We start from the raw sequence: 25,771 nt of genomic DNA, 5'->3' as shown, positions 1-25,771 counted from the left end.
CTCCGACGCTCAACCCTGGTTGGCCTAATGTGCTTGGCTGGTCCGGCCATGGGCACGGTGTACACCGTGTCGAGCCTCCAGGTCGGCGCTTTCTATGATGAAGGCGGGAAGGACAACGACCCCGCCTTCCAAAACTACTACGTCGGCTACGGCACGTCGGCCGGGCCGCACTCGCGCACTCTGGAGCGACGGAGCTTCTTCTGGTTCCACGTGCCCACCCTCGACGGCCCGATCATCGACGTCACGCTGAAGCTGAAGATGCTTGTGCCGACGAGCCTGATCTTCGGTATCACCGACGATCCCGGCGTCCACGATCCGACCGAAGACTTTCAACTGGGCTACACCGTCGCGCCGAAGGACAAGGTCATCGACCCCGGCATCACCGAGGCCGAGGCCGAGGCGATCTTCGAGTCGCTGGACGACCATCCCGCCGCCGACCCCTACACGTTCTCAATGTCCGAGTCGTACGCCTTCCCGTTCGCGGTGTTGGTGCACCTGAACGCCGACGGTGTCTCCTGGGTGGGCGCCCACGAGGACGGCGACCTCGTCTTGTCCGGCTGGATGCCGACATGGTCTTACGACGCCCGGACGGACGACTCGGGAGAGTGGCTGGAAATGGACGAGCTCCTGTTCGGCTTTTCTGACGTGGGGGGCCTGGTGCCCTTCCCCGAGCTGACCATCACGACCGAATCGGTGCCGGAGCCGGCGTCTCTGGCCTTCGGCGGGGCATTCGCCCTCGCCCTGTCGCGCCGCCGCCGGTCGGCGTCCTAAGCGACTGGCGCCGCCTGGAGGGATCCCGGTTGACTCCCCCAGGTAGCCTACGCCGCAGCCATGCCGACCTTCAACAAAGACCGTTATCAAGTCCATGCGGACTGGTTCCGCCACTGCGGACGCTCGGGACTGAAGTTGCCGGCGGTCAGTCTGGGGTGCTGGCACAACTTCGGCGACCCCGGCACCGACGCGGCCCGCCACACGACCGAGGAAGGCATCCACGACAACGCCAGGCAGATGCTGGTCACCGCGTTTGACAACGGCGTCACCCACTTTGACCTCGCCAACAACTACGGGCCCAAGCCCGGTGCCGCCGAGAGCCGCGTGGGCCGTATCCTCGCCAGCGACTTCCAGGGACACCGGGACGAGCTGGTCATCAGCACCAAGGCGGGCTACTGGATGTGGGAGGGGCCCTACGGCGACCGCGGCTCGCGCAAGTACCTCTTGGCCTCGCTGGACCAGAGCTTGAGGCGGCTTCAGCTCGACTACGTCGACATCTTCTACCACCACCGGCCCGACTCCGAGACCCCCATCGAAGAGACGATGTCGGCTCTCGACACCGCCGTCCGGAGCGGCAAGGCGCTGTATGCGGGCCTCAGCAACTACAACGGCGTCCAGCTGGAACTGGCCTTGGCCGCCTGCGAGAAAAACGGCTTCTACAAGCCGGTCATCAACCAGCCGAGCTACTCGATGTTCAACCGATGGATCGAGAAGGACCTTTTGGGCTCGGTGTCCCGGACGGGGACCGGCGTCATCGCGTTCTGCCCGCTCGCCCAGGGGCTGTTGACGAAGAAGTATCTGAACGGCATTCCTGAGGACTCACGCGCGGCCCACGAGAAAGGGTTTCTGAAGGAGGAGGCGGTCACTCCCGAGGCCGTGGCCAAGGCGCAAAAGCTTGATGCGGTCGCCAAGCGGCGCGGGCAGACCCTCGCCCAGTTGGCGCTGCTCTGGACGGTGCGCGACCCACGCGTCACATCCGCCCTCATCGGGGCCAGCCGGCCCCAACAAGTGCTGGAGAATGTCAAAGTCCTCGACTCGGGGCCCCTGACCAGCGACGAGATCGCCGACATCGAAGCGATCTTGGCCTAGCGTCGCCTTTTAAGCAGGGGCAACGCAAGGAGCCCGAACGCAAGGGAGGTCGGCTCGGGCACGGGGTTTGTCTCGAACTCCATGCCGTACCACTGGCCGGTCAGCTTGCCGCCCCACGCTTGGGTCTGCAGCAGGTTGCCCGCTTGGTCGAACTGGTAGAGATTGAGGTTGTAGTCTCCCGTCCAGAGGGTGCCGTCGACGCGGTCGAAGGCCAGGCCCGCGCTCCCCACGATCCCCGAGTTGAAGCTGCCGAGGAGGGCGCCCGTGTGGCTGCGGTGCTGGACAAGGTCGGGCCCACCCCATTGGGAAAGCCAAAAACTACCGTCGCTGGCGTCCATGGTGATCCAGCCGGCGTCGCTCATAAGGGGTGCGGCGTTAAAGAGGACGACCGGGTTCGCCCAGTCGCGGTCGAACTCGATGACGTCGCCTGTGGTGTAGTTGACACTGTAGTTGTGTCTGCCGTCCGACGTGCCGTCGTGCAGTTGGGAGGATTGAATCGAGTTGGTGTAGGGGCCGCCGCCGATAAACACGCCGTTGAGGTCAAACCGTTCACCCTGGTCGCCGCCGGAGTAGCCCATGGTGCGGACGTCTCCCGCCGCGACACCGATGCAGATGTCGACGCCAAAACCCGTGTCGATCGAACTCACCGTCGCCCCTTGGACCATGTCCATTCCGGTGTTTGCGCCGAACTCGCCGTAGTTCATGATGTAGAGGCGGCTGGTCGGGCCGACGGCGTGGGCCTGTGTGACGACAACGACAAGCAAGACAGGCAATGAAATCCATTGACATTTCATGCCTAGGAGTGTAACAAAACTCCTCGTTGGCGCATGGCGGGGCGTTCCGCTTCGTGATGAAATCCGCCAAATATGACTGCCCAAAAACGGCCGGTGCCCGGGCGTGAAGCACCGGGCACCGGCCGTTTGGGCGAATGGAACTTAGACGTCGCTGTACAGATAGAACTCGTACGGGTGCGGCCGCAGGTCGACGGCGTCGCACTCCGCTTTGATTTTGTAGTCGATGTACGCTTCGATGAGGTCGGGCGTGAAGACGTCGCCCTTGGTCAGGTAGGAGTGGTCGGCCTTGAGGTTCTCCAGGACGGCGCGGAGCGAGCCGGGGGTCTGCGGGATGTCCGCCTTCTCCTCGGGGGCCAACTCGTAGAGGTCTTTGTCGACCGGGGCGCGCGGCTCGATGCGGTTCTGGATGCCGTCGATGCCGGCCATCATCATCGCGGCAAAGGCGAGGTACGGGTTCGCCGTCGGGTCTGGGGCGCGGAACTCGATCCGCTTGGCCTTCGGCGAACTGCCGCTGACCGGGATGCGGATACACGCCGAGCGGTTCCGGGCCGAGTAGACGAGGTTGATCGGGGCCTCGTAGCCGGGCACGAGCCGGCGGTAGGAGTTCGTCGAGGGGTTGGTGAAGGCGAGGAGTGACGGGGCGTGCTTGAGGAGGCCGCCGATGTACCAGCGGGCCGTGTCGCTAAGACCGGCGTAGCCGTTCGCGTCGAAGAAGATGTTCTCGCCGTTCTTCCACAACGACTGGTGGCAATGCATGCCGCTGCCGTTGTCGGCAAAGACCGGCTTGGGCATAAACGTCACGGCATAGCCGTAGCGGGCGGCGACGTTCTTGACCACGTACTTGTACTTCTGCTGCTTGTCGGCCATGGTCTTGAGGGTGTCGAACCGGACGTCGATCTCGCACTGTCCGGGAGCGGCGACCTCGTGGTGGTGGAGTTCGACGGTGACGCCGACTTCCTCCAGCAAGAGGCACATCTCGCTGCGGAGGTCGTTGAGCTTGTCACTGGGCGCGACGGGGAAGTAGCCGCCCTTGTTGCGCATCGTGTATCCCACCGCGTCGTCCGCGTTGCTGTTCCAGTGCGCCTCGACGCTGTCGATGGTGAAGCCGGCCGACTGCGGGTCGTTGCGGTAGGCCAGCTTGTCGAAGATGAAGAACTCCGCCTCGGGGCCGAAGAAGCAAGTGTCGGCGATGCCGGTGCTCTGAAGGTACTTCTCCGCCTTAGCGGCGACGTTGCGTGGGTCGCGGCTGTACTCCTCGCGGGTGAACGGGTCGCGGACGTCGGTGAAGATGACCGCGGTCGGGTGCTCGGTGAAGGGGTCCATGAACATTCCCGCCGGGTCGAGCAGGAGGAGCATATCGGACTCGTTGATCGTTTGGAAGCCGCGGATCGACGACCCGTCAAACATCAAACCGTCTTCAAACACACCTTCATTGACCATCGTCGTCGGGATCGTGAAGTGGTGCCACATCCCGAAGAGGTCGGTGAACCGTATGTCGAGGAACTGGGCTTCATTCTCAGCGATAAATTTGAGGGCTTCTTTTGATGTCATAAGGTCGATCCTCGACTAGGCCGAGGTCGGGATAAGCGAAGGGCCAGCAGACGCTTTACCGCCTGCTGGCCCCGGTGCCCGTCCCGCCCGCCCCGTCGCTTGCGGATTGCGGCGTTTTACCAGGTCCGTCACACAAATAGGCAGTTCGCCCGCCACCTAGGCACACAGACCGTGGGACTCCGGTGGGGGTGGGCCGCTGGTATCCTGGTTGCGTGGCGATCGCCGCCCCCCTTCTTGTCGCCCTCGCCATGGGGCACCTCTCCGCACCGCAAGTCGACCAGCCGCGCCTGCGCAAAGACCTGGGCAACGGGGCACGCCTCTACACCGAGCGGAGGAAGGGCATGGACCGGTTCGCCCTGTGCGTCGCCTTCGAGGCCGACGACAAAACGGAGGGGGCGGTACAGGGGCGACGTCATCTCCTCGAGCATATGTTCGCCCGCGGCGACGGGACGCTTGACAAGACTTTGGAAGCGAAAGGTTGTACGTTGTCGGCGTCCACGACGCGCGACACGATGTACATCGAGGTCAATGGCCCGACCGCGGCGCTGAACGACGCGGTCACGGTGCTGCGGGGGCTCTTTATGTCGCCTCTGAAGGTCACCCAGGAACAGATCGTCCGTGAAGGCGCCGTCTTGGCCGAAGAGGCGGCGCTTCGGCCTTGGTGGGCTTCGTCCACCGACGCAGCTTGGACAGAAGCGTTCGGCGCAGGCGGCGCGACACTCTTCCCTCAAGCAGAGGACGTCGCCAAGGTCACGCCGGGTGAGTGTGCCGAACTCCTGTCGCGCACCCTGGTCGGGAGCCGGACGACCATGTCGCTTGTCGCCGACCTGGACACCGATGCGATGGCCAAAGAGGCGGCACGGGCCGTCGGGGTCTTGCCCAAGGGTGAGGGGGCCGCAGTGTCCCGAGACTCCACCCAGGACGTCGTCACCGCGGGCGGGGACGCCACGGTCCGCGCCGTCGTCGTCCCCGGACTCGGGTTCTCGTCGACCATGACCGCCATGGCGGTCGCCTTCGCACTCCAGGACCGGGTCCCGGGGGTACAAGCCGTGTTCACGCCTTCCGCGCACACTTGCCTGGTTGTGGTGGCGTTCCGCACCGACGACGCCCTTGCCCGGGCCCGCCAGGCCGCCAAAGACGATCGCGGGACTCTTGCCGTCGTGGGGCGGACGGCCGTCCGAGGATGGGCGCGCGGGGTCTCGGAAGACCCGCTGGTCGGGGCACGGACACGGGCCTTGCTCATGCAGACGTCGGGCTCGGCGAGTGCCGACCTCCTCCTCCAGCAAGCCGCGGGAGTGAGCGACGACGCCTTCCTCGCCATGCTTGACAAAGTCGTCGGGGAGGCCACGCGGTGAGCCTTGTCGCCACGACCGTCGCCCTTCTCGCCGCCCAGCAGGTCGTTTCGCCTCGGGTCGTCGAAGTGCCGGACGCCGGTGCGGACCGGGTCGTGGTTCAAGTGTGGGCGCGGGCCGACTTGACCGGGCCGCGGGAACGAGCGGCGTGGAAGATACTGACGGCTTCCTTGCTGAAGGGCACGTCCAGCTTCAATGACCTGACTTTGGTCAAGTACGGCTCGCAAGGCGGTGTCAGCCCTCGGGTCACGGCGACGGAAGACCTCGTCAAGATCGAGGTGTGGATGCCGGCCGACTCGCTCGGCCTTGCTGTCTTCATCGCGACCTCGTTGGCCGTCGAGGCCAACCTGAGGGACGCAGACTTGGACGCGGCACGGGCGGGTCTGGACGGGCCGGACGACCCGTGGCGTCTTGCCATGGACCTCTGGCGCACCGACAAGTCGTCCCTGCGCAACGACGAGGTCGTCGCGCTGTACCACCGGGTGTTCCGTCCCGAGAAGATGGTCGTCGTCGTGGGCGGGGCCGTCCAGCCCGGGGCAGGGCAGAAAGAGGTCTTCGACCGATTCCGGACCTATCGGATCCCGCCGGTGGGCGCCAAGCCACGGATCGACGTCAGCGACAAGCCGCTGGCCTCCACCGGGGCGAAGTTTGCCGTCCATGGCTTGTTCGGCAAGCCGCTCACCCCATCCACCCCCGGTGGCTCGGCCAAGCTCCTCGCCACCGTCGCGGCCGGGGTGGGCAAAGACTGTTCGCTCTACCGCGTCCTGCGTGAGGAGAAGGGGCTCAGCTACGAACTGGGTTCGGTGTTTTGGCCGACCTCCAAAGGGTGGTCGCCCCGCCTCGTCGCGTTCCGGGCCGCCGACACCGACCCGAAGGGCCTCGCGATGACCGCCGAGGTCGCCGCCGCCGTCCGCGACGACTCGGCGAAGTGGGACGACGCGACCTTGGCCCGGGCCAAGTTGGTCGCGCGCCTTGCCCTCTACGGCCAGTTCTCCCCGTCTCCGTTCCGGCTCGTGCCCGACCGTCCACTGAGCGACGGCCTGGCCGACCGGTGCGACTGGGAGGGCTACTGGACCCTGGTCAACGGCAGCGTCATCAGCCGCGAGACCCTGGTCCGGACATTTGACAACATCGAGCTCGAGGATTTGAAGAAGGCGGCGCTCCAACTCGTCGACGAGGGCAGTCTGGTGACGGTCCCCGCTGGTGTGGCGCCCTGATTCCGACCTCTTTCGGCCCGACCAGCCGGGGGCACCTGGTATACAATGCACGTGGAACTTTCAATGAAAATTGAAAGTTCGGGACAACAGGACAATGGGAATCGACCCGAAGCGTGTCGTCGGTGAAGAGCTTTACCCGGTCTACTTGAAGGTCGAGGCGGGCGAGCGGTTGACCGCCGAGGACGGCGTGGCCCTCTTCGACTCCCCGAACTTGACCGGTGTCGGTTTCATGGCCAACCTGGTGCGAGAGCGGCGGCACGGCAAGACCACCTACTTTGTCCGCAACCAGCACATCAACTACACGAACATCTGTAACAAGTTCTGTAAGTTCTGTTCGTTTTACGCCAAGAAGGGCGGCCCGGACCCCTACGAAATGTCCATCGAAGAGGTCCGCAAGCGGGCGCAGTGGCACAAGGAGGTCGACCTCACCGAGATCCACATGGTGGGGGGCATCAACCCAAGGTTGCCGTACAGCTATTACATGGACATGGTGCGGGTCGTCAAGGAGACCCTGCCGGGGGTGCATGTCAAAGCGTTCACCGCCATTGAGATCGAACAGATCGCCCGAAAGGGCAACGTCTCCATCGACCAGGCCCTGAAGGACTTGATCGAGGCCGGTCTGGACTCGTTGCCGGGCGGCGGTATCGAAGTCCTCAGCGACCGCGTGCACCGCGAGTTGTTCGGCCGGAAACTCGGAGGCGAGGAGTGGAAGGCGGTGGCCCGTTCGGCCGCCAAGCTCGGTCTGAAGCAGTACGCGACGATGCTTTACGGGCACATCGAGACGAACGAGGAGCGTGTCCAGCACCTCGTCCAGTTGCGCGAGTTGCAGGACGAGACCGGTCACTTCGTCTCGTTCACGCCGCTGTGCTTCCACCCGGAGAACACCGAGCTCGCCGACCGCAAGATGCCGTCCGCCTACGTCGACCTGCGGAACATCGCGGTCGCCCGGCTGATGCTCGACAATTTCGACCACATCAAGAGCTTCTGGATCATGAACACGCCGGAAGTCACCCAGGCCGCCCTCTGGTACGGCGCCAACGACACCGACGGGCTGGTCCACGAGTACGAGATCACCTACAACGAGGGTGACTTTGGCAACAAAAAGCAGGTCCTGACCTTTGCGAACATGTGCGCGATGATCGAGGAGGCGGGGCGCGAGCCGGTCGAGCGGGACTCTCTGTACCGGCCGATCCAGCGCGAGGGCGGGTCCGCCTCACCGCGGGCGCGGAATCTGACGCCGCTCAGCGTCGTCGGTTAGCCTTTCGGACCGGTTGCTGGCCTCCATTTCCCGGCAAAAACACCGAGAACACCAATGGGCCCGTAGTGGACCCGCGTGAACCTCGACGCCATGCGCCAGCTGCAACAAGTCCTGAAGCACACCGACCTCTTGCTTGGCTTGGGCGTGCTCGTCGTCGTGGCCATGCTGGTCATGCCGTTGCCCGACATCATCCTTGACCTGGGTCTGGTCACCACCCTCGCCGGGTCGCTGGTCATCTTGCTCACCAGCGTCAATGTCAAGGACCCCCTCCAGTTCAGCGTTTTCCCGTCGCTCCTCCTTGTCACCACGCTGATGCGCCTGGCCTTGAGCATCGCGGCCACCAAGCTGATCCTTGGGAACGGCCATGCCGGCAACGTCATCGGCACGTTCGGCCAGTTCGTGCTGGGCGGTAACTTCGTCGTCGGTTTCATCAGCTTCCTCATCCTCATGATCGTGCAGTTCGTGGTCATCACGAACGGTTCGACACGCGTCTCCGAGGTCGTCGCCCGGTTCACCCTCGACGCCATGCCCGGCAAACAGATGGCGATCGACGCCGACTTGGCCGCCGGTCTGATCGACGAAGAAGGAGCCCGGGCCCGCCGCAAACAGGTCAAGCAGGAGGCCGACTTCTACGGCGCGATGGACGGCGCGAGCAAGTTCGTGAAGGGCGACGCGGTCGCCAGCCTGCTCATCATCGCGATCAACATTCTGGGTGGCTTTGCCACGGGCTTCATGCGCGGCGAAGGCGACCCCATGGCGATCCTCAGCACCTACGCCATCCTGTCCGTCGGCGAAGGTCTGGTCAGCCAGATTCCGGCCCTGCTCATCTCCACCGCAAGCGGCCTCCTTGTCACCCGCGCCGGTCAAGAGACCGGGATGGCGGGCACGATGTTCGGCCAAGTGCTGGGCCAGCCTCGGGCCCTCGCTACCGCCGGTGTCGCGATCGGGTGCTTCGCCCTGGTCCCTGGGTTTCCGAGCGTGATCTTCCTCGCCGTCGGGGGGCTGATGTTCGCCATCAGCCGCATCGCCAAGAGCAACCCGGACATCTCGAAAGGGCTCTTGTCCCCGCCCGTCGAGAAGGCGCCCAAGCCGGTGGTCCCTGTCGTCCCGACGGGCCCGGAGGCCGTCTTGCCGCTGGTCAATGTCGACGCACTGGAGATCGAAATCGGCTACGGCCTGACCAAACTCGCCGACACTCGGGTCGGTGGCGACCTCTCCGAGCGTGTCACGGCCACCCGCCGCCAGATCGCCCTGGAGATCGGCTATGTCATGCCCAGCGTCCGCATCCGCGACAACGCGATGCTCGGCCCCTACGAGTACGTCATCAAGGTCCGGGGGGAAGACGTCGCCAAGGGAGAGGCTCAGCCGGACTGCCTGTTGGCGATTGACAGCGGCAACGTCCTGAACCCGGTCATCGGCACGCCGACGGTCGAACCGGTGTTCAAGCTGGACGCCGTGTGGGTCGAACCGCCGATGCGGGAGCAGGCAGAAAGAAGCGGCTACACCGTCGTCGAACCGACCGCGATGATGACGACGCACCTGGCCGAGGTCGTCAAGACCCATGCCGCCGAGCTCCTGAGCCGCCAGGAAGTCCAACAACTCCTTGAGACCACGAAGAACACCAACGAAGCCGTCGTCAACGAACTCCAACCTGCCGGGGTGGGTCTGGGCGACGTCCAAAAGGTGTTCCAGCACCTGCTTCGCGAGCGGGTCCCGATCCGCGACGTCATCACCATCCTGGAGACCATGGCCGACTTTGCCGGCCGGGTCAAAGACATGGAGCAGATGGGCGAACTGGTGCGGGCGAGCATCGCACGCACCATCACCCGACAATACATCGACGAGGCCGGCAAGCTGTGGTGCCTGACGATGGACGCCGCCACCGAACGGGCCATGCAGGAGGCGGTGCAGTCGACGGCCGGAGGGGTGATGGTGTCCCTGGAACCCACCCAGCAGCAGGCCTTCGTCCAGGAAGTGTCCCAGCAGGTGGAGACGGCGACGGCCCAAAGCCGGCAAGTGGTCCTCTTGTGCGGCACCCAAGTGCGGCTCGCCCTGCGTAAGCTGATGGAGCGGACCGGCGTCACCGTGCCGGTGATGGCCTACAACGAGGTCTCCGCCCAGGCCGAGGTGGAGTTCTGCGGCCAAGTGGCGGTCGCCGCCGCCGTGGCCTAAGTTGCGGGTCGCCGTCCATCATAATCAGGTCACTTTCATGACCGAACTCGAACTACGGGCCGCCATCTGTGAGACCGGACGACGCTTGTGGCAGCGTGGGCTAGTCGGTGCCGCTGAAGGCAACATCAGCGCGCGCCTGGACGACAAGCGCCTTCTCTGCACGCCGAGCGGGCTCAGCAAGGGGCATCTGCGCCCAGACGACATCGTCGTCATGGACTACAAGGGCGGCGTGGTCAAGGGGAACGCCCCGAGCAGCGAGGTCAAACTGCACTTGGCGGTCTATGCGGGCCGTCCGGACTGCCAGGCGGTGGTCCACGCCCACCCCGCGATGGCGACCGGTTTCGCCTTGGCCGGTGAGACGGTGCCCGACAACTGGCTCCCCGAGGCGGCGATCGTCTTGGGCAGCGTCGCCAACGTCCCGTTTGGCATGCCAGGCACGGAAGAGTTGCCTGCGGCGATCCGGCCCTTTCTTGAGGACCACAAGACGTTCCTGCTCTCCCACCATGGCGCGGTGGTCATGGGAAATTGCCTGACCGACGCCTATAACCGTATGGAAACCTTAGAGCGTGTGTGCCAAGTGATCGCCAACGCGCGGATGGTCGGCACCCCGCGTCCGATGCCTGACGACGCGTTTGACCACCTCCTCAAGGTTTCCTTAAACGGGAGGCTCGAGTAGTGGCGGGCAAGTACCAGGCTCCCCGTGGCACGGCGGACATCGTTCCCGCCCCCTACGCCAAGGAACCGGTCTTCGAGGTCCACCGGTGGCAGGCGGCCGAACAGGTGTTCCGTCAAGTGGCAGGTTTATACGGGTACCAAGAAGTTCGGACACCGATCTTTGAGGACCTCGACCTGTTCTTGCGCACGAGCGGCGAGACCAGCGACATCGTCAGCAAGGAGATGTACGACTTCACGGACAAGGGGGGGCGGCACGTCGCCCTGCGTCCAGAGGGCACCGCACCGGCGATGCGCGCCTACATCGAGCACCCGATGGGCGGGCAGGGCGTCGTCACCCGGTTGGGTTACTTCGGCCCCGTCTTCCGCTACAACCGACCGCAGAAGGGGCGGTACCGCCAGTTCCACCAGGCGGGCTATGAGTTGATCGGTAGCCCATCGCCGTTGGCGGACGCCGAGATCATCGACGTGACGGTACGGTTCTTCCACCTGATGGGGCTCGCGGACGTTGTTGTGAAAGTCAACTCCATCGGCCGAGGCGAGACCCGGGCCGACTACGAAAGGGCGGTGCTCCAGCACGTGGGCGGGTGGATGGCCGACCAAGACGGCGAAACCCGGGCGAAAGCGGAGAAGAACCCGCTGAGACTGCTGGACACCAAAGACCCCGACCTCCGCCGGGTCCTCGACGGCTTGCCGTCGATCCTTGGCTTCCTCGGTGACGAGAGCAAGGTTTCGTTCGAGGCGCTGCAGGGGCACCTGCGCGAACAAGGTACGGCCTTCGAGGTCGACGACAGCATCGTCCGCGGCCTGGACTACTACACGGATACCGTCTTCGAGGTGGTCAGTGCGGAGTTCGGCGCCCTCTGTGGCGGCGGGCGGTACGACGGCTTGGTCGAACAACTGGGCGGCCCGTCGACACCCAGCGTCGGGGTGGGTATCGGGGTGGAGCGCGCCCTCCACGTCGCCGAGCTCGCCGGGCAAGCGGCCAAGCCCAAGGTCGCGACCCGGTGGTATGTCGTCGCCGCCACCGAGGCGGCCCGTGACGCGGCCCGCGGGCTGGCCCGGGAACTGCGGGCCCGGGGGGCAGGATGTTCGCTGGACCTGGACGGGCGGTCGGTGAAAGCTCAGTTCAAGCAGGCCGACCGCAACGGGGCCGTCCTCGCCGCCGTCATCGGTGACGACGAGCTTGCCGCCGGGACGGTGTCGGTGAAAGACCTGGTCACGGGCGAGCAGAAGACCCTCCCCCACGACGTCGTGTTGAGGATCGCCGATGACTAGGCGGTGCCTGCCGGCGCTCGCTTTGGCTTTGCTTGTCGGGCCGATGGCCCGGGCCCAAACACCGGATGTCGCCTTCTTCGCCGATTTGTGGCCGACCTTGGCCAAGGAGAACGACCGTCGGGTGGTGTACCGCTGGTACGACATCGAGGGGCGTCCGAGCGTCGTCGGGTTCCGGCTCATCTTGGAATCGGGCAACCGGGTCACGGTGTCCCAGCGCCTCCACCGCGTCGACACCGACGCAGACACCGAGGCCCTGGACGAGTACTACATCGAGAACCGCGGTTTTTGGCGGTTGGGGAAGCAGTACCTGCCGTTTGGCACCGGAGCGGTACTCAGGCCGACGGTGGTGGCGGCGCGGATCGACACGACTTTGCTTTACGAAGACGCCCCGATCAAGGTCGCTTTGGCCGACGGAGGTCGTGGCCGGTCGAGGGGCGTGATCGGCCGGGTGGGGGGCAACCTCTTCGGACTCAGCTTTGCCTATGGAGACGGGTGGGCCAACCAAGCCACCGACTTGACCGCCTTCCAATTGCCAAAAGAGGCCCTCGGCCGCGACCGGGGTTACCAGTTGGCCCTAGGGGCCGACACGACGGTGTTCTGGCGCGGCGTGACGGTGGTCGGCGAGTACGTCGCGCTGCGCAACGGCGAGACGGTGGAGGACCGTGACCTTGACCTGAGTGTCTTGAGGGTCACCGCGCCGATCCTGCCGACAACCTGGCGGCTGACGGGTGAGTGGGCGCGCAACTGGTCGGGGCAAAAGGATTACTATCGTCTGACCGGCGTGGTGCCGGTCAGCCGCATGCTGACATGGATGCCGTTTGTCCGCTTCGAAGGGACTAAGGTCAAGGACTTCGGGTTGGTCAGCCACGTTAAACTGTAAGGTGGGTGAGGCATGGAGTTTCTCGGCGCGATCTTTGGTCTGTTCCTTCTCGTTGTGGTCGCCTTCATTGTCGGCCTCAAGTGGTCGGTTCGCCGGCACCAGGCGCTCACCGGGGTGCCCCACCCGACGGAACTGCCGTCGGAAGTCCGTCACCAGACCGCTGGGCTCCGCCGGTTACGTGACGAGATCGAGCGCACGATGAAGGCCAACCGGAATTTGCCTGAGCTGCAGGTGGTCGGCAAGGAGGCCATGGAGGCGTCGGCCCAGCTCATCGCCAAGATCACCCAGGTGGCCCTTCAGCGGGACAACATCCGCCGCGCCCACCGCAACGCCCGGATCAGCGAGGACGAGGAGGCCAGGCTTGAACTCAAGTCCGCCCAGGCGGCCTCGGTCGAGGAGAAGGCTTCCATCGAGCGCACCTTGGCGAACTACCGGCAGGCCAAGGAGACCCTGGAGCAGGCGGACGGACAACTCGCCGGTTTTGACCAGCAGGTCCGGGAAGCCGAGGCTGCTCTCAGCGAGCTGCACAGCCGCATGTCGATGATGACGGCCATGGGGGCGCGCGGCACCGCCGACGACCTCCGCGACAACCTGAGCCATCTTCAGAGCCTGAGCTCGTCGATCGAGGAGGTCGAGGCGACGATGGGAGTCCGGCATTGAGCGAGTTCCAGCGCGCTTACGACCTGCTGCGCGGCTATGTCAACCGCGAATGGGACAGGATCAAGGGCATCGAATGGGACGACGCGTGGAAGGAACTCAACGCGGCCACCCGCACGCCCTCGGCCAGCGACCTTGCCGAAGGCGAGGTGTCGGCGGTGGATTCGGTTTCCGGGCAGGCCGCACCAGCCCCCCGGGCGACGCCGACCGAGGGAGACCTGAAAGCGCAGGCCCGCCAGATCCTCGGAGTCGGGCCTCAAGACGACTTTGACGCCGTCCGCCGGGCCTTTGAAAAACTCAACCGACGGACGCAACCAGACAACTTCACGCCCGGATCGGACGAGGCCAAGAGTGCGACAGCATTGCGGGCGCGCGTGCAGTGGGCCTACACCGTCCTCACCGCCGACATGACCCAGTCGGAAAAGCGGTTCAAGTCCCTCGAAATCGACTGACCGTCACCGTTTCAGCCGGTTGAGCGCCCGTTCGACGTCTTGACGGACGAAGAAGAGGCTGTGGTTCCGGTGAGCTTCGATGAGGGGCGCCGCGGCGGGGTCGCCATAGTCCGCGAGGGCATTGATCGCCGTCCGGAGCGGTGAGTTGCTCCGCTCCTTCAGATAGCCGACCAGGGTGTCGTAAACTTCACGGCTCCCCGGCTTGTCTTTGATGTGGCCCAGTGCCCGGAGCGCGCTGATACGGAGGGGTTCGGCGGTGGCGTCCGAGGTGACCAGAGTGAGGCACAAGCGACGCGCCTTGTCGTCGGCCTTCCCGGTCCAATAGCCGAGGGCCTGGCCTTGGTACCCGAGCATCTGGCTGGGTTTGGCCCAAGCCTCGTCGGCGAGGGCGTCCGAGGGCTCGATTTGGAAGAGCGCCTGGAGGGCGGAGTTCTTCATGTACTCCGGGAAGTCAGGGGACTTCCAGACTCGTTCGAGCTTGGCCCGGACGGCGTCGTTGCCCTTGAACCGGCCCAAACTGCCGAGAGCGGTGGTGGCGACCTGCTTGTCGGCGTGGTTCGTCAGTTCGAGGACGATGTCGGCGTTGTCGATCCGGCCCACCATGTTCCGGAGGAGCCGGGGGTTGCGTTCCCTTCGCGCCAACTCCACCCAGTCGGGGCTGGTGAGGGCCTTGGCCATCGGCCCGTTGAGCAGCCGGTCCCGGCAGCCGTCGTTCGGGGCGACGCGGTAGAGCAGTTTCCAATCCTCTGCGGTGTATCCGGCGTCGTAGTCCAGACGGGCCATCAGCCAGCAATCGGGGTCGAGGACCACCAGGCGACCGTCTGCGCCCGGGATGTCGATCGCAGCGTCCTCGGTCAGGTGGAGGCTCCGCTTCTCGACCTTCCCGTCATGGTCGACAAGAAGGACGTCGAGCGGCACCGGGTACGCCAAGGGGTACTTGGCTTGCTTGACGACCGTCTGCTGACCGTTCCGCACAAGGGTCAGGGACGGCGCACCCTTGGTGTAGAACCATTGGCGACGGAAGGCGTCGAGGTCGCGGCCGACCGACTTGGAGAACGAGGCGAAGAACTGCTCGGTCGTGACGTTCTCAAACTTGCGCTCGTTGAGATAGGCCTTGACCGCCGGCCAGAACTTGTCCTCGCCGACCTCGTGCATCAGCATGAACATGCGCGCCGCGCCGCCGCCGTAGGCAAATCCGTCGAAGAGGTCGAACGGGTCCTTGTACTTCGTGTGGATCATCGCGCGGTCGGACTGGAAGATCGAGGTCGAGGCGGCCCCGTCCAGGGTGCCCTGGCGGGCCATGGTGTAGGCGGCTTCGCCTTCCTTCTCTCTGGTCCAGAAAGACGGGAGGAACGACGCCCATCCTTCGTTGATCCAGGCATGCGGCCAATCGGGGCACGTGACCGTGTCGCCGAACCACTGGTGGGCCAGTTCGTGGGCCACGAGGCCGGTCGCGTCGCTGAAACCGACGTACGAGGGCGGGAACAGCGCTCCGATCGTCTGCGTGGTGCAGGTCACGTTCTCCATGCCCCCGAACATGAAGTCGGGCACGGCCGACTGGCTGTACTTCTCCCACGGATAATCGAAACCGGTCAGCTTGTTGTAGAAGGCGATGACCTTGTCGGTGCCGCCAAAGGTCACCTTGCCCCAGTCGGCGAGGCCTTGGGGCACCCAAGTGCTCACCGGGACGTTGGCGTGGCCGTCGTCGACGATGTCGTAAGGCCCCGCGACCAAGGAAATGAGGTATGTCGAATGGGGGCGGCTGATCCGCCAACGCCAAACGTCTTCGGTCTTCCCATGGGTGACCCCGCGCAACTGCCCGTTGGAGAGGGCTTTCCAACCCTTGGGAAGGTGGACGGTTCCCTGGCTGGTCGCCTTGTCGTCGGGCCAGTCGTAAGTGGGGAGCCAGTAGCGGTTGTCGACCATTTCGCCCTGGGTGTAGACAACCGGGGTCTTGGCGGGGAAGGCGTACTTGGCAGGGACGAAGTAGATGCCCGCCTCGGGCGCGCCATGGTACTGGACGCGGACTTTCATAACCCGACCTGCCCGCCCCTTCACCCTCACCGCCATGACCGTGTCGTTTTGCTCGAAGGCGACTGTCTTGCCATCGACCTTCACCGAGTCGATCGTCAGCTTGGGGCGGTCAAAGACGAGTAGCGCGCCGTCCTTCGTCGTCTTGAGGGTGTTGGTGACATCCCCCTTGACTGTGCCCTTGGCGAAGTCGAACGAGATGTCCCAGGCGACGTCGAGGAGGTCGTATTCGTGGCGGTCTTTGGCCTGGACGGGCAACTGGGCCAGGCTGAGGGACGCAGAAGCAAGGACGATGGTCGATGAAAGGGCGCGTCGGCTGGGCACAACCGCGCAAGGTTACACCACGGTGGGGCCGATGGAACCTCGACGGCGAGTTTGGCGTTCGGGAAAGGGTGGACGTGTTGAAACGCCTGGCCCTTCCTGTCTTGTCCGGCACTTTGCTCGGTCTGGGCTATCGTTTCCTCATGATGGCGGCGCCGGGCAACTGTGTCTGGTGCAAGGGGCCGGTCTATCCTGAGGCGTTCGGCGCCTTGTTCGGCCTGTTCGTCGGGTTGACTTCTCGTGAATGACGCCCGTCGCGGTTTACGTCCACACCCCGTTCTGCCCTTCGAAATGCGGCTATTGCGACTTCAATAGCTACGCGATGTCGGGCGACGTCGTGGAACGCACCGTCGCCGCGACGATCAGGGAGACGGAGCGCTCCCCATGGCGGGGCCGTCCGGCCAAGACGGTCTTCTTTGGTGGGGGCACGCCGACATTCTTGAGCGAGTCGCAGATATGCCGCCTGCTCGAAGCGGTGCTTGCCGCCCACCCGCTGGTAGAGGGCGGCGAGGTCACCAGCGAAGCAAACCCGGGGACGGTGGACATGCCGAAGTTCGCCGCGATGCGGGCGGCGGGGTTCAACCGGATCAGCCTTGGCGCGCAGAGTTTCGCCGCCGCCGACCTCCTGCGCTTGGGCCGGGTCCACGACGCCGACCACATCGCCCGGGCAGTCGGGGCGGCCCGTCAGGCGGGCTTCGACAACCTCAACCTCGACCTCATGTTCGGTTTGCCGGGGCAGTCTGCCCGGGGCTGGCGGAGCAACCTTGCGACCGCGCTCTCCCTCCACCCCGACCACCTGAGCCTCTACGGCCTGACAATCGAGCCCAACACGCGCTACTACCGGCTCCACCTGCGCGGCATGTTGGACCTACCTGACGACGACACCGTCGTGGAGATGTACGACGAGGCGGTCGCCGCGACCGCGGAGGCGGGCCTGCCTCAATACGAGATATCGAACTTCGGACACCCTTGCCAGCACAACCTCTGCTACTGGCGGGGTGAGGAGTACCTGGCCTACGGTCCGGGGGCGGTCGGTTGCGTCCGGGAAGGCGGCCATCGCCGCCGCTACACCAACATGAAGCACCCCGAGCGGTATTGCCAGGCGGTCACGGAGGAGGCCCGGCTCTGGTGCGACGAGGAGACTCTGGACGGCCCGACCCACGATTTTGAGCGCCTCATGTTGGGCCTGCGCCTCAACGAGGGGGTGGCGAGCGACGTGCCCCACGACGCCGATGGCCGCGCCAAGATGGTCGCCCAGGGTTGGCTGGAGGACAACGAGAAGGTGCTCCGGCTCACCCCGAAAGGGCGTCACTGGTGCTCGACGGTGACGGCGGAGTTGGCCCCCGCACGGTAAAGGGTCCGAGCCCTCCGGCTGCCCGTAGGTACGCTGGGTTCCTATGGCGATCCGGATGTGGATGCTTGACTTGGCGCGTGAACAGGCTCCCACCCGCGACCACCTCTACCAATACGCGAGTGTCGCCCAGGAAGCCGGCTACACCCATCTCGGCCTATATCTGGAGCACCGGTTCGCCTATCCGTCCTTGCCTTGGGCGCATGGGAAAGGGGCCGTCACGCCGGCGATGGTGCGCGACGTGGCGAGCGAGTTCCCCAGCCTTCAGATCGTCCCGTTCATCAACCTGCTCGGTCACGTCGAGGGCCTGATTTACACGGAGGAAGGGAAGCGGTATAGGGAGGAGTTGTTCAAGGGGCTCCAGGCGTGCCCCTCGTGCCCGGAGTTCGTCGAGCTTTGCGGAAAGATCCTCGACGACACCCTCCAGGCGTTCTCCGGCCCGATCGTGCACATCGGGGGTGACGAGACCGCGCAGTTGAACGTGTGCCCGCGGTGCCAGGAGCAAAGCCAAGGTCAGGCCGATCCCAAGGGATGGCTCTACGCCCGACACTTCGGCGCGCTGGCCCGACGGGTCGTGGCCGCGGGCCGGACGCCCGCCGTCTGGGGGGACATCTTCCTGGAACACCCAGACGCCCTGTCCGCTTTGCCCCAACAAACGATCCTCTTTGACTGGCAATACAACAGTGGTGTGGCTGAAACAGCCAAAAAGCTTGGTGAGCTCGGCCATCAGGTGATCGGCTGTCCGACCGTCCATACCTACAACGCGGTTTGGTGCCACCTTAAGGAGACCGAGCGCAACATCCGCGAAGTCGCCGCCGACTGCAAAGGCCTGGCGGGCACCTGCGTGACGACATGGGAGGGGGGCCTGTTTGGAGCCTACGACACGCTTTTCCCCGCTGTCGACTGGGCGGGCAAGTTACTCCAGGGACACGACACCGGCGACCTCTTCGACGCCTACGACGAGGCGGGCCAGGGGACTTGGGCCCGGCTGATGGCGGACGAGCTCCCCGCCTTGGGCGGGCCCTTCGCGTTCTCGCGTATACGCAACGGCCTCAAGTGCCGGATGTTGCTCTACAGCAACCCGTTCCTCGCCTGGATGCACCACGGCGATTTCATCAACAGCGAGGCGGGGGACGAGGCGTTCACGATCGCGAACAAGGCACTCCAGGCCACCGACGACGAGGCGTACAAGCTCCCCGCCGTCTTCCTGCGGAGTTCGGTCGAGTTCGTCCGCATGGCGGGCCTGGCCCACAAGGAGTACGCCGCGGCCCAGCCTGACGCCGCGATCGGCCACCTGGCCCCGGCGCGGTATCTCTTCGAGACCCTGGAGCGGACCGCCAAACAGGCCCACGCCCGCATCGGGGGCAGTTTGGCCGACATCGAGAGGTGCAAGGCGGCCCGCTTGCACGTCGAGAAAGTTGTGGACCGCCTGCGCAAGTACGGAAGGAGGGAGCTCGGCTACCTGCCCGCCTTTGAAGTCATCACCAACCCGCGCTTTATGCCGCACGACCAAGGCTGCTGGTGGCTGGTGAACCAATGGGCGAACCAGTAGGCAAGTCAGAGGTCGAGGTCCACGTCCTCGAACGAGGCAAGATCCGCCCGGCCCAGTACGGCGAGTACCTTGCCCGGCGCAAGGAGGAGGGCCTGCTGTGGTGGCTGGACGCCTTTTGCCCGGACGAGGAGGACGGGCAAAAGTTCCTGTCGGAAAGCCTTCACTTCGACGCCTTCGTCGTCGAGGACGTTGTGAAGGCACACATGCAGGCCGGCCTCTTTGAGCGCGAGGAACAGGCCGCGTTCATGGTGCCGTTCATCGAAGGGACGTGCGACGAACCCGACTATCTGTACGTCGGCGTCTTCCTGAGCAAGACCGAAATCGTGACCGCGTGTCCCAAGCGGAGTTCGACCGTCGCCAACATCCGGGGTCACTGGCAACGCGAGTCCAACGACCTGGGCAAGACTCCGGCGGAGGTGGCCTACTACCTGGTCGACGCCGCCTTGGACAAGTACTTCTCCGTCCTTGACGGCATGCACGACCAGATCGAAGACCTGGAAGACGAGGTGTACGCCACGTCAAAGCTGGACAACTCGGCCGCATTGGCGCTCAAGCGCCGGTTGCTCGTCATGCGGAAGCAGGTTTCGCCCTTGCGCGACACGGTGGACGCGATCATGCGCCACGGGCCGCCGCTTGTCCCGCGCGACATGCAGCGGCATTTCCAAGACGTCTACAACCACATCCTTCGGGTCAGCGACAACATCGACTTGGGCCGGGACATTTTGACGTCGATCATGGACGCTCAGCTCGCGGTGGTGAGCAACCGACTGAACGAAGTCATGCGGGTATTGACCGTCGTCTCGACGCTTCTGATGATCAGTTCTCTGGTCGCCGGTATCTACGGGATGAACTTCACCAAGATGCCCGAGTTGCAATGGGCGTACGGGTACCCCCTGGCCATCGGGCTGATGGTGGTGCTGTCTCTGGTCGCATACGGCCTCTTCAAGAAGCGCGGGTTTATCTAGCGGTACAGTCAGGAGATGAGCGAGGCCTTGGAGCCGTTCAAGGCGTCGTGGTGCGGGCCCGACGTCATGGCCAGCGAGTCGTTCGGCGTCTTTCTGTTCCGTCATGCCCTGACCTTGGACAAGGTGCCGTCGTCGCGCCGAGTCCGTGTCTCCGCCGACCAGCGCTTCCGGCTCTATGTGAACGGGCACTTGGTCGCCTGGGGACCTCAGCGCGGCGACCGTGACCACTGGCATTACGACACGGTGGACCTGGCGCCATGGCTCAAGTCCGGTGAGAACATGGTCCACGTCGTGGTGTGGAACTGGGGCACCGACGCGCCCATGGCCCAGATCTTTTCACGCACCGGCCTGATGGTGGACGGGGAAGGCCTGAACACGCCCGGGGACTGGGAGTGGCGGCGTGTCACCGCCCACCACGCGCGTCCCCGGCATCCAGACATGAACCGCTTTTACTGGGAGGTCGGGCCGAGCGAGAGCGTTGATTCCGCCGGTGTGCCGAGTTGGGAGCACCTCGCCCAAGTGGAAGCCCACGACTGGCGCAAGACGCGGGGAAACGGCACGGCCGTGCCCGAAGGAGCCGTCGACGGTGGGTCCGGCTGGTGGCTGCGTCCGCGGTCCCTGCCGCCGATGCGCTATGACCGGTCGGGCAAGTCCCTCCGTGTCGTCGAGGCGGACGACACGAGAAAGGCCTGGACGACCCTTGAACTGAAGGCGGGCGACAAGGTCCTCCTCGACGCCCAAGAGTTGCTCTGCGCGTTCCCCCGGGTCACCGTCCGTGCCGAGGGCGACGGTCAGCTTGAGATCGGCTACGCCGAAGCGCTTTATGACGACAAGGGCAACAAGTTCAACCGCAACGAGACGAGGGGAAAGCACTTCGTCGGCCCCCGCGACGAGCTTGTCTTCCACCGTGGGGAGAACACCTTCGAGCCGCTCTGGTGGCGGACGTACCGGTACGTCCAGCTGGAGGCTCACGGCCCCTGCACCGTGGAGGCGTTTGAGTCCTACGAGACGGGCTACCCCTACGAGGTGCTGAGCACCTTCACCTCGCCGACCGCCGGGGTCTGTGAGATCTGGGACGTCGGGGTCCGCACCGCGCAGCGTTGCGCGGGAGAGACCTATTTCGACTGTCCCTACTACGAACAGCTCCAGTACACCGGAGACACCCGGATCCAGGTGATGCTCCACATGTTGCTGGGCCACGACCGTCAGATGGCGCGCAACGCCGTCGACCAGTTCACGTGGGACCAGACGGACGGGGGCCTGACCGTCAGCCGCTACCCGTGCCGCGAAAAGGAGGTGATCCCGCCGTTCTCGCTGTGGTGGATCCATATGGTGGCCGACCAGCACCTGTACGACCGCGTCCCCCTCAGCGACCGGTACAAGCGGATCGGCGACAACATCCTGCGCGAGTGGCGGGAGAACCTGCTCCTGCATCCCGAATCATCGTACTGGTGCTTCTTGGACTGGCTGGACTGGAGTTGGGGCCAGCCGCCCGGCGGGGCACTGGCCACCCCGCACCAGGCGCTCTTGGCATGGACCGAGGCGGTTTGGGCGAAGCTCTTGGGCAGGTCGCTGGACCCCGTCCGTCGGTACCTCAAGGAGTTCGTCGTCGACGATGACGGCCTCGTCAAGCACCCCCGCGACCCGGGTGTGCCGACCGAGCATGGGGAAGCGATGTACCGGATGGCGCAGAGGGAACTTGGCTTGCCGATGTCGCCATGGCCGTACGAGGGTGTCGAGAAGGCCAAGGCACCGAAGACCACCTACTACTTCAGCTACTACCGGCACCAGGCCCAGCCAGAGGTCGACTATTGGAAGCTGATCGCTCCCTGGCGCGACCAAATCGCCCTTGGGCTGACCACCTTTGTGGAAATGAACGAGCCTTCCCGGTCGGACTGCCACGCGTGGTCGGCCCACCCGTTGCTCGGGTTCCTGCAACGGGTGGCGGGGGTGACAAGCACGGCGGCGGGTTGGACGGAGGCGCGGGTCGCCCCCAACCCAGGTTCGTTGACCGGGTTCGAGGCCAAGCTGGCCCATCCCGACGGTGATTTGGTCGTCACTCTGGACGACGGACGGCTTGAGGTCAGATGCCCGGTCCCCTTCGAGACGGTCTGGGGAGGGAAGACGGGGCGGCACCCGGCCGGCCGGGTCGTGGTCCAGGGGTGACGGCGTCAATGTGAAGAGGGCCAGCCCGGTCGGGCTGGCCCTCTTCATGGACAGGTGCCTGGTCTCAGGCCGTGACCGACTTGACGAGGGCCTTGAAGGCCTCCATGTCGGCGATGGCCAGTTCGCTCAGGGTCTTGCGGTTGACGTCGTGGCCCTTTTCCGTGAGACCGTGGATGAGGTCGCTGTACTTGACCCCGCACTCGCGGCATGCGGCCGAGATGCGGGCGATCCACAGGCGACGGAAGTCGCGCTTGCGGGCGCGGCGGTCGCGAAAGGCGTAACGCCCGGCAGTCATCACCTGCTCGTTGGCGTTCTTGAAGACGTTGTTCTTACGGCTGAAATAGCCGGATGCTTTTTCGATGACCTTCTTGTGGCGTTTGTGCCGCATGAGGCCACGTTTGACGCGTGCCATATGTGTTTCCTTTTCTTTCCTGTCGTATTGTCGGACCGCTTCCCAGACCTGGGGTCGGTGGCGGTAGGTGCCCGACGGTCGGGCCGGCCCGGATTACAGGGCCAGCAGGCGCTTCACGCGCTTGGTTTCGGTTGGGCTCAGTTCGGTGTCCAGATCCAGGCGCCTCTTCTGCGCCCCGGACTTGTGGAAGAACATGTGGTTGTTATACGACTTGCGCCGCATGATCTTCCCCGTGCCGGTGATCTTAAACCTCTTCGCCGCTGTCTTGCTTGTCTTCAACTTTGGCATCGGTTTCGATGTCTCCTTCCTTCTTGGACTCCGCTGGGGAGGCCGGTTTTGGCTTGGTGGACCCCCCGACCTTCGGGTTGATCACCATGACCATCTCGCGACCGGTCAGCATCGGGTCTTTCTCCCTCTTGCCGACCTCTTCCACCACTTGGGAGATGACGTCCATTTTCTTGACGCCCAGCTCCGGGTGGCCGAGTTCGCGGGCCCTGAACCGGCAGACGACCCTGACTTTGTGGCCTTCGCCCAGGAACTGCTTGGCTTTCCTGGCCTGGACCATCAGGTCGTGCTCCGCGATGTTCGGGCTGATCTTTATACCCTTGACTTCCTGCTTCTTCGGCTTATGGTCCTTCTTTTGCTTCGCCTGCTCGTACTTGTACTTGCCGTAGTTGACGATGCGGGCCACCGGCGGTTCGGCCTGGGCGGCGACCAGAACGAGGTCAAGGCCGACTTCTTGGGCCTTGTCCAAGGCCTCTCGGGTCGAGAGGACGCCAAATTGCTTTCCGTCCTCGCCGATCAGGCGCACCTCGCGGATGCGCAGCAAGCGTTCGTTAATGTCCGGCGGCGGCTCCCGACGGGGCCGTCGGTCAAACCTTGCTATGGTCGTCCACCTCGATCAGCGCGTTCTTCATCATTTCGCAGCCACTATTATAACTTGGACGGCCAAGCCGACAGGATTAGTGGTCATCGCGCTCCGGCTCACATCCGGTAGACCGGGCTTGCCGGCGGGCCGACCGGGGCGTTGCGGGCCGCCTCGATGCCCAGGGCGAGGACACGCCTTGTGTCCACGGGGTCGATGACCCCGTCGTCCCACAGCCGCGCGGTCGCGTAGTAGCAGGAGGACTCGGACTCGTACTTGGCCAGCGTGGGCGCTTTGAACTCGGCCTGCTCCTCCTCGGTCATCGCACGGCCCTCGGCGGCGAGCTGGTCCATCTTGACGGTCAGGAGCACGTTGGCGGCTTGCTCACCGCCCATCACCGAGATCCTGGCGTTGGGCCACATCCACAACTGGCGCGGTTGGAACGCCCGGCCGCACATGCCGTAGTTGCCCGCGCCATAAGACCCGCCGACGACGACGGTGAACTTCGGCACATTGGCGGTGCTCACGGCGGTGACGAGCTTGGCACCGTGCTTGGCGATGCCTTCGTTTTCGTACCTACGCCCCACCATGAACCCGGTGATGTTCTGGAAGAACACCAAGGGGACGCGACGCTGGCAGCAGAGCTCGATGAAATGGGCGCCCTTCTGGGCGGACTCGCTGAAGAGGATGCCGTCATTAGCAATGACGCCGACTTGGTGACCCGCGATGTTCGCGAACCCGCACACCAGGGTCGTCCCAAACCTGGCCTTGAACTCGTGGAGGCGGGACCCGTCCAGCACCCGGGCGAGGACCTCGCGCATCCGCATCGGCGTCTTGCTGTCCGCCGGCACCAAAGAATAGAGTTCGTCGGCTCGGTAGAGAGGCTCTTCCGGTTCGACCGGGGGCTGTCCCCAGCCGACCCCCTTGGTCGGGCGGGGCAGGCTGGCGATTGACGAACGGACGATCTCCAAGGCATGGGCGTCGTCTTCGGCAAAGTGGTCGGCAACACCCGAGAGTCGGGTGTGGACGTCTGCCCCGCCGAGGTCTTCCGCCGTCACTTCCTCGCCTGTCGCTGCCTTGACGAGGGGGGGGCCGCCCAGAAAAATGGTCCCTTGGCCTTTGACGATCACCGACTCGTCGCTCATCGCCGGCACGTAAGCCCCGCCGGCGGTGCACGAACCCATGACCGCGGCGACCTGGGCGTGTCCCTCCGCGCTGAGCCGGGCCTGGTTGTAAAAAATGCGGCCGAAGTGGTCTCGGTCGGGGAAAACCTCGCTCTGGAGGGGGAGGAACGCCCCGCCGGAATCGACCAGATAGACACAAGGCAGGTGGTTCTCCAGCGCCACTTCCTGGGCGCGGAGGTGCTTCTTCACCGTCATAGGGAAGTAGGTGCCGCCCTTGACCGTCGCGTCGTTGGCGACCACGACGACCTGCCGACCGGCGACCTGGGCGATTCCGGTGACGACGCCCGCCGCGGGGGCTCCGCCCCCGTACATGTCCGTCGCGGCAAGGGCAGAGAACTCAAGGAACGGAGACCCGGGGTCGGACAACGCGTCGATACGCTCGCGGACGAGCATCTTGCCGCGGCCCTTGTGCTTGGCGACGGCGGCTTCGCCGCCGCCCTGCCCGACCGCCGCCAGGCGGGAATGGAAATCTTCCATCACCACCGTCATGGCTTGGCGGTTAGCGCGGTGCTCCTCGTCGTCGAGGCGGACTTGGCTGGTCAGAACGTCCATCGGCGACGCGATGTTACCGGGAGGTCATGCGGAGGCGCGCACCGCGTCGCTGTCACCAGCAAGGACACTTGAGATGACACCGCACCCCTGTCCAGAAGTGGGCTCTAGGGTGTATCGTAGGTATTGGGACAACGACCGGACGGTAGGTTGTCGGAAATGGCCAATGATGCGCACCACGAGTCCTGGTTTGAGTTTCGGAAAATCTTGCAACGATTGAATGCGATTGGTC

Annotated in this window: 23 protein-coding genes; 16 read left to right on the top strand and 7 right to left on the bottom strand. The window is 64.9% G+C overall.

Annotated features, from left to right (window positions below; genetic code table 11):
• The first annotated feature begins 48 nt into the window (after nucleotides 1–48).
• Both KF857_01605 and KF857_01600 read left to right on the top strand, forming a co-directional pair.
• A complete protein-coding gene (locus KF857_01605; GenBank protein ID MBX3110678.1) occupies nucleotides 49–771 on the top strand; it encodes a PEP-CTERM sorting domain-containing protein in 723 nt (240 codons plus the stop codon).
• Between the two features lie 60 nt (nucleotides 772–831).
• Nucleotides 832–1,860, top strand: a complete 1,029-nt coding sequence (locus tag KF857_01600; protein MBX3110677.1) for an aldo/keto reductase — start codon at nucleotides 832–834, stop codon at nucleotides 1,858–1,860.
• Here the strand turns inward: KF857_01600 and KF857_01595 are convergent.
• On the bottom strand, nucleotides 1,857–2,654 hold the full coding sequence (locus KF857_01595) for a hypothetical protein (protein ID MBX3110676.1): 798 nt from the start codon (nucleotides 2,652–2,654) through the stop codon (nucleotides 1,857–1,859). The two genes, KF857_01600 and KF857_01595, sit on opposite strands and share 4 nt — an antisense overlap.
• A 141-nt stretch (nucleotides 2,655–2,795) precedes the next feature.
• Nucleotides 2,796–4,205: a type I glutamate--ammonia ligase gene (glnA, locus tag KF857_01590; protein ID MBX3110675.1), complete on the bottom strand. Its 1,410-nt coding sequence runs from the start codon at nucleotides 4,203–4,205 to the stop codon at nucleotides 2,796–2,798.
• 212 nt (nucleotides 4,206–4,417) lie between these two features.
• On the opposite strand from glnA, the gene KF857_01585 reads away from it, so the two are divergent.
• The 9 genes from KF857_01585 to KF857_01545 all read left to right on the top strand — a co-directional run bounded on the left by KF857_01585 (nucleotide 4,418) and on the right by KF857_01545 (nucleotide 14,143).
• Nucleotides 4,418–5,560 carry an insulinase family protein gene (locus tag KF857_01585; protein ID MBX3110674.1) on the top strand — a complete coding sequence of 381 codons (1,143 nt, stop codon included), beginning with the start codon at nucleotides 4,418–4,420 and terminating at the stop codon, nucleotides 5,558–5,560.
• Nucleotides 5,557–6,774, top strand: a complete 1,218-nt coding sequence (locus KF857_01580; GenBank protein MBX3110673.1) for an insulinase family protein — start codon at nucleotides 5,557–5,559, stop codon at nucleotides 6,772–6,774. The genes KF857_01585 and KF857_01580 overlap by 4 nt, the downstream gene beginning before the upstream one ends.
• 94 nt (nucleotides 6,775–6,868) lie before the next feature.
• A complete protein-coding gene (locus KF857_01575; protein ID MBX3110672.1) occupies nucleotides 6,869–8,032 on the top strand; it encodes a CofH family radical SAM protein in 1,164 nt (387 codons plus the stop codon).
• Between the two features lie 75 nt (nucleotides 8,033–8,107).
• A complete protein-coding gene (gene flhA, locus KF857_01570) occupies nucleotides 8,108–10,204 on the top strand; it encodes a flagellar biosynthesis protein FlhA (protein MBX3110671.1) in 2,097 nt (698 codons plus the stop codon).
• A 37-nt stretch (nucleotides 10,205–10,241) separates the two neighbouring features.
• Entirely contained in the window at nucleotides 10,242–10,880 is a 639-nt protein-coding gene (locus KF857_01565; protein MBX3110670.1) for a class II aldolase/adducin family protein, read from the top strand.
• Complete coding sequence (gene hisS / locus KF857_01560; protein ID MBX3110669.1) at nucleotides 10,880–12,154, top strand: histidine--tRNA ligase; 1,275 nt, start codon at nucleotides 10,880–10,882, stop codon at nucleotides 12,152–12,154. The genes KF857_01565 and hisS overlap by 1 nt, the downstream gene beginning before the upstream one ends.
• Nucleotides 12,147–13,034: a hypothetical protein gene (locus KF857_01555; GenBank protein MBX3110668.1), complete on the top strand. Its 888-nt coding sequence runs from the start codon at nucleotides 12,147–12,149 to the stop codon at nucleotides 13,032–13,034. The genes hisS and KF857_01555 overlap by 8 nt, the downstream gene beginning before the upstream one ends.
• A gap of 12 nt (nucleotides 13,035–13,046) precedes the next feature.
• Nucleotides 13,047–13,694, top strand: coding sequence for a hypothetical protein (locus KF857_01550; protein ID MBX3110667.1), 648 nt, complete (start codon nucleotides 13,047–13,049; stop codon nucleotides 13,692–13,694).
• Nucleotides 13,691–14,143, top strand: a complete 453-nt coding sequence (locus KF857_01545; GenBank protein MBX3110666.1) for a J domain-containing protein — start codon at nucleotides 13,691–13,693, stop codon at nucleotides 14,141–14,143. The genes KF857_01550 and KF857_01545 overlap by 4 nt, the downstream gene beginning before the upstream one ends.
• Before the next feature lie 3 nt (nucleotides 14,144–14,146).
• Here KF857_01545 and KF857_01540 read toward each other — a convergent pair whose 3' ends face one another.
• On the bottom strand, nucleotides 14,147–16,498 hold the full coding sequence (locus KF857_01540; GenBank protein ID MBX3110665.1) for a M1 family metallopeptidase: 2,352 nt from the start codon (nucleotides 16,496–16,498) through the stop codon (nucleotides 14,147–14,149).
• 68 nt (nucleotides 16,499–16,566) lie between these two features.
• Between KF857_01540 and KF857_01535 the strand changes: the two genes are divergently transcribed.
• Genes KF857_01535 through KF857_01515 form a run of 5 tightly spaced genes read left to right on the top strand, consistent with a single transcriptional unit; the run spans nucleotide 16,567 to nucleotide 22,529 of the window.
• Nucleotides 16,567–16,743: a hypothetical protein gene (locus KF857_01535; protein MBX3110664.1), complete on the top strand. Its 177-nt coding sequence runs from the start codon at nucleotides 16,567–16,569 to the stop codon at nucleotides 16,741–16,743.
• A complete protein-coding gene (hemW, locus tag KF857_01530) occupies nucleotides 16,740–17,849 on the top strand; it encodes a radical SAM family heme chaperone HemW (GenBank protein MBX3110663.1) in 1,110 nt (369 codons plus the stop codon). The genes KF857_01535 and hemW overlap by 4 nt, the downstream gene beginning before the upstream one ends.
• A gap of 43 nt (nucleotides 17,850–17,892) precedes the next feature.
• Nucleotides 17,893–19,398 carry a family 20 glycosylhydrolase gene (locus KF857_01525; GenBank protein MBX3110662.1) on the top strand — a complete coding sequence of 502 codons (1,506 nt, stop codon included), beginning with the start codon at nucleotides 17,893–17,895 and terminating at the stop codon, nucleotides 19,396–19,398.
• Nucleotides 19,383–20,363: a magnesium/cobalt transporter CorA gene (gene corA / locus KF857_01520; GenBank protein MBX3110661.1), complete on the top strand. Its 981-nt coding sequence runs from the start codon at nucleotides 19,383–19,385 to the stop codon at nucleotides 20,361–20,363. The genes KF857_01525 and corA overlap by 16 nt, the downstream gene beginning before the upstream one ends.
• A 15-nt stretch (nucleotides 20,364–20,378) precedes the next feature.
• Nucleotides 20,379–22,529 carry a hypothetical protein gene (locus KF857_01515; protein MBX3110660.1) on the top strand — a complete coding sequence of 717 codons (2,151 nt, stop codon included), beginning with the start codon at nucleotides 20,379–20,381 and terminating at the stop codon, nucleotides 22,527–22,529.
• A gap of 64 nt (nucleotides 22,530–22,593) precedes the next feature.
• On the opposite strand, the gene rplT is transcribed toward KF857_01515, so the two are convergent.
• The 4 genes from rplT to KF857_01495 all read right to left on the bottom strand — a co-directional run bounded on the left by rplT (nucleotide 22,594) and on the right by KF857_01495 (nucleotide 25,542).
• Nucleotides 22,594–22,941 (bottom strand): 50S ribosomal protein L20, encoded by a 348-nt coding sequence (gene rplT, locus KF857_01510; protein MBX3110659.1) that lies wholly within the window; start codon nucleotides 22,939–22,941, stop codon nucleotides 22,594–22,596.
• A gap of 93 nt (nucleotides 22,942–23,034) precedes the next feature.
• Nucleotides 23,035–23,229: a 50S ribosomal protein L35 gene (gene rpmI / locus KF857_01505; protein ID MBX3110658.1), complete on the bottom strand. Its 195-nt coding sequence runs from the start codon at nucleotides 23,227–23,229 to the stop codon at nucleotides 23,035–23,037.
• A complete protein-coding gene (infC, locus tag KF857_01500) occupies nucleotides 23,186–23,770 on the bottom strand; it encodes a translation initiation factor IF-3 (GenBank protein ID MBX3110657.1) in 585 nt (194 codons plus the stop codon). The genes rpmI and infC overlap by 44 nt, the downstream gene beginning before the upstream one ends.
• A 155-nt stretch (nucleotides 23,771–23,925) precedes the next feature.
• Nucleotides 23,926–25,542, bottom strand: a complete 1,617-nt coding sequence (locus KF857_01495; GenBank protein MBX3110656.1) for a hypothetical protein — start codon at nucleotides 25,540–25,542, stop codon at nucleotides 23,926–23,928.
• Between the last annotated feature and the right edge of the window lie 229 nt (nucleotides 25,543–25,771).

The sequence above is a fragment of the Fimbriimonadaceae bacterium genome (assembly GCA_019638795.1).
Taxonomy (GTDB): Bacteria; Armatimonadota; Fimbriimonadia; order Fimbriimonadales; family Fimbriimonadaceae; genus JAHBTB01.
The sequence above is the reverse complement of the archived record's forward strand: the minus strand, read 5'-3'. Positions and strand labels throughout refer to the sequence as shown.